Source organism: Mycobacterium sp., assembly GCF_032162605.1.
Taxonomy (GTDB): Bacteria; Actinomycetota; Actinomycetes; order Mycobacteriales; family Mycobacteriaceae; genus Mycobacterium.
Genome location: NZ_JAVROT010000081.1, coordinates 1 through 7,701, shown reverse-complemented (window position 1 = coordinate 7,701; position 7,701 = coordinate 1). Strand labels below are relative to the sequence as shown.

The window sequence follows — 7,701 nt, the reverse complement described above, 5'->3', positions numbered from 1 at the left end:
TCGACGCGCGCGAATTCGCCGAGGCGATCCACGCTGAATTCCCCGACCAGATGCTGGCCTACAACCTCTCACCGTCGTTCAACTGGGACACCACCGGCATGACCGACGACGAGATGCGGGCGTTCCCAGAGGAACTCGGCAAGATGGGCTTCGTCTTCAACTTCATCACCTACGGCGGACACCAGATCGACGGTGTCGCCGCCGAGGAGTTCGCCACCGCACTGCGGCAGGACGGCATGCTCGCCCTGGCTCGGCTGCAGCGCAAGATGCGTCTGGTCGAATCGCCCTACCGCACGCCTCAGACCCTGGTCGGCGGACCCCGCAGCGATGCGGCCCTGGCCGCCTCGTCGGGACGCACGGCGACCACGAAGTCCATGGGCAAGGGCTCCACGCAGCATCAGCACCTCGTGCAGACCGAGGTGCCGAAGAAGCTGCTCGAGGAGTGGCTGGCGCTGTGGAGTCAGCACTATCAGCTCGGCGAGACGCTCCGCGTCCAGTTCCGGCCGCTGCGCGCGGGCGGCGAAGTGCTCGAACTCGGCATCTACGGTGACCGCGACGGTGGCGAAGAGAAGCTCGCCAACGTGCTGGTCGACCCCATCAAGGACCGCAACGGCCGCAGCATCCTGACGGTGCGCGACCAGAACACCTTTGGCGAGCAGCTGCGCAAGAAGCGCCTGATGACCCTGATCCACCTGTGGCTGATCAACCGATTCAAGGCCGATGCGGTGTATTACGTCACGCCGACCGAGGACAACGTCTATCAGACCGAGAAGATGAAGTCGCACGGCATCTTCCGTGACGTGCATGAGGACGTCGGCGAGATCGTCGTCGCGGACGTCAACCACGACCGCATCGACGAGCTGCTGGCGCCGGATCGCGAGGCGCTGGGCCGGTTGATCCGCAAGGAGGACTAGTCCCTCTGGCGGGAGGGCGGCGCATTCACGGGAACTTCATAGCTTCGGCTTGGCCGCACCTTAGGACGCGCGGGCACCTTAGGAGTCATGAGTGCTATCGCCAACACGTCGGGTCGAGGTCATGCCCGCGCTGTGCGTCGCCCGCTGGTGGATCGGCGGCGGATCGCATCGGGTGCCATCCTCGCCCTTGCCGGTGCGTCATCACTCGTCCTGCTCGCCGACTTTCACGTCGGCCCGGCCTGGGTGCACTGGCTCGGTTCGGTGGTGGCCCTTGCCGCGGGACTCGGGTTGGTGATCGTCGCGGAACTGAATTGGCAGCGCGCGATCAGCGCGGCGGCAGCCGCCGGTCTGGTGACACAGTCCGCTGACGAGGGCCACGCCGGGAGTTAGCGCCGCCACGTCTTCCGTACGCTGGGCGCATGAGGTTTCTGGACGTCGACGGGCTCGGTCGGGTCAGCCGCATTGGTCTTGGCACGTGGCAGTTCGGCTCCCGCGAGTGGGGCTACGGCGATGAGTACGCCTCGGGTCCGGCTCGCGACATCGTGGCCCGCGCCCGCGCCCTCGGCGTCACGCTGTTCGACACGGCCGAGGTCTACGGCACGGGCAAGAGCGAGCGCATTCTCGGCGAGGCGCTCGGGTCGGAGCGGGCCGACGTCGTGGTGGCGAGCAAGATCTTTCCGGTCGCGCCATTCCCGCCCATAGTCAGGCAGCGCGCCCGCGCGAGCGCGCGCCGGCTGCAGTTGGACCGCATCCCGCTGTACCAGATCCACCAGGCGAACCCGCTTGTCCCCGATTCGGTGATCATGCCGGGGATGCGCAGTCTGCTCGACGACGGCGTCATCGGCGCGGTAGGCGTGTCGAACTACTCGCTCGACCGTTGGCGCAAGGCCGATGCCGCTCTCGGCAGGCCCGTCATCAGCAACCAGGTGCACTTCTCGCTGGCCCACCCGGGCGCGCTGGAGGACCTGGTCCCGTTCGCCGAGCGGGAGAACCGGATGGTGATGGCCTACAGCCCTCTCGCGCAGGGGCTGCTGGGCGGCAAGTACGGCCTCGACAACCGGCCCGGCGGGGTCCGGGCGACGAACCCGCTGTTCGGAACGGAGAATCTGCGCCGGATCGAACCGTTGCTTGGCACGTTGCGCGACGTCGCCGACGAGGTCGGCGCCAAACCCGCGCAAGTGGCGCTGGCCTGGCTGATCAGCCTGCCGGGCGTGGTGGCCATTCCCGGCGCGTCCAGCGTCGAACAGCTCGAGTTCAACGTCGCGGCGGCCGACATCGAGCTGAGCACGGACACGCGCGGGGCACTGACCGCCGCGGCTCGCGCGTTCCACCCGGTGTCCTTCGCCCGGTTCGCCGCCGACACGGTCCGCGAGAAGCTCCGTCGCCCCTGACGATCAGTCGTCATCCGGTTGGGCCGACGCAGGCGTTGCCGCTGAAAGCCCAGCAGCAGAGCGATCGACAACGCCACGCCGGCGAGCAGGGAGAGGACGAAGCGGTCACGAAGGATCGATGCGTTCCTCATCGTCGATTCGATTGTGCGTCAGCGCATTCGGCCGAGGATCGGTTCTGATTCGACGAGGCCCTCATCGCTTGGCTCGGTTCCGGCACCGAAGACCCGGGCGGCCTGACGTGACCGCAGTTCCGCGTGGGCGTCCGCGGGGCGGTCGAGGCCATACCGGATCCGGGCCTGCGCCGGTGTGACGACCTCCGGATTGACCGGCGCGACACCGAGTTTGATGGGTGCGACGACCGGATGGGTCATCGGTGAGAGCACCTTCAGCACCAGCAGCTCCGCGCGCGGAGTGAGGCTGATCACCCGGAATCCCGTCCACAGGATGGGCCGGACGAGCGCGTCGACGATTCTCGATTGCCGGATGCCGCTCATCTCGCGCATCCACCGGGGCATCGTCGCGATCGTGCCCGCCCTCAGCACCTCACTCACCACCTGAGCGAGCGGTCGTGCCACCCACGGCATGGGCGGCATCATGACCTTCGCGTCGAGCAGATGGGCCATCGCGGCGACGGCGATGTCGCTGGCCGCCAGTCGGGGGCCTGCCAGTACCGGGCCTCCTCCTGCGGCGACAGAGGTCCCGGGCCGTACTTCTCGTAGGCGTAGAGGATCGAATGCCACGCAGTCAGGTGGATCCACAGCTGGGATGCGGGGTCGTTCGCGTCGTACCGCCCGCCGCTGTAGGGTTCGGTACCGATCGCCTTGGAATGAATCTTGACCAGAACGTCAGCGGCGGTGGCGGTTTCGCGTGACCCACCGAACGCCACCATGGAGAAGTAGCGCAGGGTGCGGTCGTACCGGGTGCGCGGTCGCCGGTAGATGTCATGGGTCTTGTCAACGGCGGCGACGAGGTTGGGGTCCAACTCCTCGACGACCACCGATCGCTGGAACCCCACCGTCAGCGAGGTGGGATAACCCCAGACCTTCCACGTCACCGAGCCTGGACCGAAGAAGCCGTAGTCCTCGTGCGGTTGCACCGCTGCCGTGGCCGGTCTCGGCCCGGCGGATCGTGTCGTCGTCATGGCTCACTTCCCCTTCTCATCCGATGGGTTCCCCGGCGGCCCGAAAGGCAGAGCACACCATGCGTCCGTACATGGACGCGAGGTCGTCGGCGGTCCATGTGTTCATGGCATCGAGCAGCGAGCGGACCGCTGCCTCGCATGACGACAGGAAGAATTCGACGAGCACGGGCAGCTTCGCGTCGACGTCGGCGAAGTCCCACCAAGCGCTCAACGCGGGCCGGATCCAACGGCCCGCGATGTCTTGCATCTCAGCGCGCACGCGCTGGAAGCGGTCGACCACTGCGGGATCCGGTTGTGCGGCGAACACCACCCGCCAGGAGTCCGGCCGAGCGGCGGCTACGCGCAGTAGTGCACCGAATCCGTCGACGAATGCGGACTCGGGATCGTGACCGCGCGCGGTACGCAGTGCCGCCACCAATGCGTCGCGCAGGTTGGTCGTTTCGCGTTCGAGTAGCGCAGTGATGATCTCGACGCGGCCGTCGAAGCACGCGTACACCACCGGACGCGTGACCTGCAGACGGTCGGCGATCGTACCGATCGTCACCTGACCGACGCCCTGTTCGACCGTAATCGCCAACGCGGCATTGAGCACCTGAGGCCGGCGCCGCTCCGGGCCGAGATGTGCAGCCCTGGTCCGCAGCGTTTCATCGGTGGCCATCGGCACGAATCGAAATCTATCACCCATTTCTTCACATGTGTAGGAATTTGCTTCATCCATGTAGCTTTGGGTACCGAGGAACATGGAGGCCGTGGACGGACATCGCAGCGCCAACCGGTGGGAGTTGCGCACCTGTGCGCGCCACGGTCACATCACCTACGCGCCGGACGACCCGACGCTCGCCGATCGGCTCAGCGGGACTACCGGACTTGGCGAGGTGTGGCGGTGCCTACGCTGCGGCGACTTCACCCCCGGCCCGCCACACGGTCGCGGGCCGGCCGAGGATGCGCCGATGGTTCTGCGAGGCAAGGCATTGCGTCAGGCCATTATCATCAGGGCGCTCGCGGTGGAACGGTGGATCAGGGCGGTGCTCATCGCCCTCGCGGCGTGGGCGGTCTGGAAGTTCCACGGCGCGCAGGGGTCCATCCAGTCCGCCCTGGACCGCGACCTGCCCCTCCTGCGCACCAGCGGCATCAAGGTCGATCAGATGACCGCGATCCACGAGCTGGAACGGGCATTGGCGACCAAACCGTCCACCCTGACGTTGATCACGCTCGCGTTGGCCGCCTACGCAGTGCTCGAACTCGTCGAGGGTGTCGGGCTGTGGCTACTGGCGCGGTGGGGTGAATACTTCGCCGTGGTCGCCACCGCGGTCTTCCTGCCGTTGGAGGTGCACGACTTGACCAAGGGGATCACGCTGACCCGCGCCCTCACGTTCTCGATCAACGTGGCGGCCGTGGTCTACCTGCTGTTCTCGAAACGGCTGTTCGGTCTTCGCGGCGGGCGCGCGGCCTACGACGAGGAGCGGCGCGGTGAGCAACTCCTCGACGTCGAGAGGGCCGCAGGGTCGCCGATGTGATCGGCCCGGTGACGCACAATCGCGCGACGCACCTGCCGGCACTGACGGCCGTGACGCGGTTTCTCGTCGACTCCGATCCCGGCAGGTTGCGACTGCGGAGCGCTGCGACGACCACGCTCTCCCTCGTCCTGGGCATGGTCGCGCTGCTGGCGTTCACCCGCGTCGCGCATCAGCCGGTGACGGTCGCCATGCTGGGCACGATCGCCGCCATGCAGTCCTCCGCGGCGGTCAAGGACCGGCAACAGCACAGCCGGGTAGTCACAACGCTGCTGCTCTTCTTCCCCGCCGTCGGGGCGGTGACGTTGGCTGCCGTTCTCTCTCCGCTGGGCAAGGTCGCCGACGTCGGATTCATCGCGGTGCTCTTCGGCGCCGTCTGGGTTCGCCGGTTCGGCCCGCGCGGAAACGCGATGGGGATGATCGCGTTCATCTCCTACTTCTTCGCGCTGTTCCTGCGAGCGCCCCTTGGTCAGGTACCGGTCCTGGCCGTCGCCATCGCCGTGGGGCTCGGCGCCACGCTGTTCGTGCGGACGCTGATCTTTCCCGACCGTCCCCGCGTCGAGGTGCGCCGGCTGGTCCGGGCGCTGCGAGGGGCGTCGACCTCCGTGCTGGAGGTCGCGACGAATCGCGGTGAGTACGACCTCGCCGTGCTGCGGCGAAGATTGGACCGGCTCGGTGACACGGCGTTGATGATCGACGACTGGCTGGATCGCCACGATGCGGCGCAGTCGCTGAGTGTCACCAGCGAGGATCTGGCGCTACGGGTCTTCGACGCTCAGATTGCGCTGGAGCAACTGGTGAGCCTGCTCTGGGCGCTCGATCCTGGCACGCCGTGGCCGCGCGGACTCGACGACGCGATCGCGTCCCTACGAACATGTCTGCAGCACAACTTATCCGAGGACCAACTGCGGGCCGGCCGCAAACGCGCCGCCGCCGCCGCCGATCGGGCCGATCTGTCCGTCTCCGAAGGCATCGCGACGGTGACCACCTATCGGGCAGTCCAGGCGCACCTCGCAATTCACCACATCACGACGAACGCGTTGGAGCTCGCGCATGCCGTGGACCCCGCGCCGGAGACACCTGCCGACGAGGAGAGTTCCGGGCTGAACCCCAGCACGAAGGCCGCCATTCAGGTGGCCGTGGCCACCAGCGCGGCGACCATCCTTGGCGAGCTGATCTCGCCCGACCGCTGGTATTGGGCCGTGCTGACCGCCTTCCTGGTGTTCACCGGGGTGTCCACCCGCGGTGAGATTCTCACCAGGGCGGGTCACCGCATCGTGGGCACCATCGCCGGGGTGGTGGCCGGCGTGCTGCTCGCCACGCTGATCGGTAACCATCCGCCGGTCCAGATCGTCGTCCTGGTTCTCTGCGTGTTCTGTGCGTTCTATTTGGTCACCGTCGCCTACGCCTGGTTGACGTTCTTCGTCACCGTGCTGTTGGCGATGTTGTACGGGCTGCTCGGCGACTTCAGTGTTCAGGTCCTCGAGCTTCGCATCGTCGAGACGGCTGCCGGCGGTCTCGTCGGCATCGCATCCGCGTACTTCATCTTCTCGACAGGTACGCGCGCTACCTTCGTCGAGAAGGTCGACGACTACCTCGACCGACTGGCCGGCTTGATCGACGCCGGCGTCGACTCGGTGCTGGCACCGGGGGGTGAGACGGACCTCGTCGCAGAGACGCGTCGCCTCGACAACGCCCTGCAGGACGTCATCAAGGCGGGCAAGCCCCTGCAGATGGGACCCGCCATTCGAAGCCGGCGCGGGGTGCACCGTCTGATGCGTGGACTGAAGGTAGGCAACCGGTCAGCCCACGCGCTGGCGCGTGCCGGCGTGAACGCCGCGCGCGCGGACCCAGACACCGCGCCGCCGGACGTCACCGCCGTGGCGCTGCGTGAGGCCGCCGATCACGTGTGCGGCACCGTCGAGACGATGAAGCAGATCGTCGCAGGAGCCAGTGTCGACCCACCGGAGAAGGTAATGGAGACAATGATCTTGGACGTCATGGGGACATCCGCCATCCCACCCGGGCCCGTGCGTGCCGCGCTCCGGGCGCTGAGCACCCTCGACCGCGCTCTCGCCGAGGTGACCACACGCGTCTAGCTCTTCCAAGGTAATTCCCTTGTGTCACTTGGGTTTCAGGTGTCACAAAGCGGGATTTCTTGTCGGTGGGTCGAACTACTGTTCGAAGCATGGAAGACGGGTCCCTGCTCGAGGCGATCGCCGAGATGCGCGCCGCCTACGACAGGGTGGCCGCACTCGGGGTCGACACGTTGACTCATCCCGAAATGCTGTCGGCGCTGGACCAGTGGGAGACCTTGACCCGCCAACTACCCACCCAATCGCACCGGATCATCGCCGGTCTGCAACGTGAAGCCTCCCCGGTCGAGTTGGGTGCCAAGTCGTGGAAGGCCGTGCTGAGCACGCGGTTGCGGATCTCGGCCAAGGACGCCCACCGCCGCCTGGCCGAAGCCAAGGAGCTGGGACCGCGCACCGCACTCAACGGTGAACCGTTGCCGCCGGTACTCGCGGAGGTCGCCGCCGCCCAAGCCGCCGGGGCCATCGGGCCCGAGCACGTCACGGTGATCCGCAACTTCTTCGACACACTGCCGCACTGGGTCGACCCCACCACCCGCGCACGAGCCGAAACCACCCTGACCCGGATCGGGACCGGATTCGGGCCCGACGCACTGCGCAAGGGCGCCGCGCACCTGGGCACCCTGATCGATCAGGACGGCCCCGAAC

General features: G+C 67.3%; 8 protein-coding genes and 1 pseudogene. 6 read left to right on the top strand and 3 right to left on the bottom strand.

What is annotated here, in order from left to right:
- The 3 genes and pseudogenes from QOI01_RS04460 to QOI01_RS04450 all read left to right on the top strand — a co-directional run.
- Positions 1-914 (top strand): annotated as a pseudogene (locus tag QOI01_RS04460) (isocitrate lyase ICL2); the annotation flags it as partial.
- 87 nt (positions 915-1,001) lie between these two features.
- Positions 1,002-1,304: a hypothetical protein gene (locus tag QOI01_RS04455; RefSeq protein ID WP_526378974.1), complete on the top strand. Its 303-nt coding sequence runs from the start codon at positions 1,002-1,004 to the stop codon at positions 1,302-1,304.
- Between the two features lie 29 nt (positions 1,305-1,333).
- Positions 1,334-2,305, top strand: a complete 972-nt coding sequence (locus QOI01_RS04450) for an aldo/keto reductase (RefSeq protein WP_526378972.1) — start codon at positions 1,334-1,336, stop codon at positions 2,303-2,305.
- A gap of 149 nt (positions 2,306-2,454) precedes the next feature.
- On the opposite strand, the gene QOI01_RS04445 is transcribed toward QOI01_RS04450, so the two are convergent.
- From QOI01_RS04445 to QOI01_RS04435, 3 genes are read right to left on the bottom strand one after another with little or no spacing between them, the layout of a single operon-like run.
- Positions 2,455-2,928 (bottom strand): hypothetical protein, encoded by a 474-nt coding sequence (locus QOI01_RS04445; protein WP_526378970.1) that lies wholly within the window; start codon positions 2,926-2,928, stop codon positions 2,455-2,457.
- Entirely contained in the window at positions 2,898-3,446 is a 549-nt protein-coding gene (locus QOI01_RS04440) for an oxygenase MpaB family protein (protein ID WP_526378968.1), read from the bottom strand. Before QOI01_RS04440 ends, QOI01_RS04445 begins: the two co-directional genes overlap by 31 nt.
- 16 nt (positions 3,447-3,462) lie before the next feature.
- Complete coding sequence (locus tag QOI01_RS04435; protein WP_526378966.1) at positions 3,463-4,104, bottom strand: TetR/AcrR family transcriptional regulator; 642 nt, start codon at positions 4,102-4,104, stop codon at positions 3,463-3,465.
- Positions 4,105-4,195: 91 nt separating this feature from the next.
- Between QOI01_RS04435 and QOI01_RS04430 the strand changes: the two genes are divergently transcribed.
- From QOI01_RS04430 to QOI01_RS04420, 3 genes are all read left to right on the top strand, one after another.
- Positions 4,196-4,963: a DUF2127 domain-containing protein gene (locus QOI01_RS04430; protein ID WP_526378964.1), complete on the top strand. Its 768-nt coding sequence runs from the start codon at positions 4,196-4,198 to the stop codon at positions 4,961-4,963.
- A gap of 8 nt (positions 4,964-4,971) precedes the next feature.
- Positions 4,972-7,059 (top strand): FUSC family protein, encoded by a 2,088-nt coding sequence (locus QOI01_RS04425; protein ID WP_526378963.1) that lies wholly within the window; start codon positions 4,972-4,974, stop codon positions 7,057-7,059.
- Between the two features lie 89 nt (positions 7,060-7,148).
- The coding region (locus QOI01_RS04420) for a DUF222 domain-containing protein (protein WP_526378961.1) at positions 7,149-7,701 on the top strand (553 nt) is incomplete at its 3' end.

Excerpts from the sequence above, each read along its gene's own strand:
- QOI01_RS04455 (WP_526378974.1), top strand. The coding sequence starts at position 1,002 with ATGAGTGCTATCGCCAACACGTCGGGTCGAGGTCATGCCCGCGCTGTG.
- QOI01_RS04450 (WP_526378972.1), top strand. The coding sequence starts at position 1,334 with ATGAGGTTTCTGGACGTCGACGGGCTCGGTCGGGTCAGCCGCATTGGT.
- QOI01_RS04445 (WP_526378970.1), bottom strand. The coding sequence starts at position 2,928 with ATGGCCCATCTGCTCGACGCGAAGGTCATGATGCCGCCCATGCCGTGG.
- QOI01_RS04440 (WP_526378968.1), bottom strand. The coding sequence starts at position 3,446 with ATGACGACGACACGATCCGCCGGGCCGAGACCGGCCACGGCAGCGGTG.
- QOI01_RS04435 (WP_526378966.1), bottom strand. The coding sequence starts at position 4,104 with ATGGCCACCGATGAAACGCTGCGGACCAGGGCTGCACATCTCGGCCCG.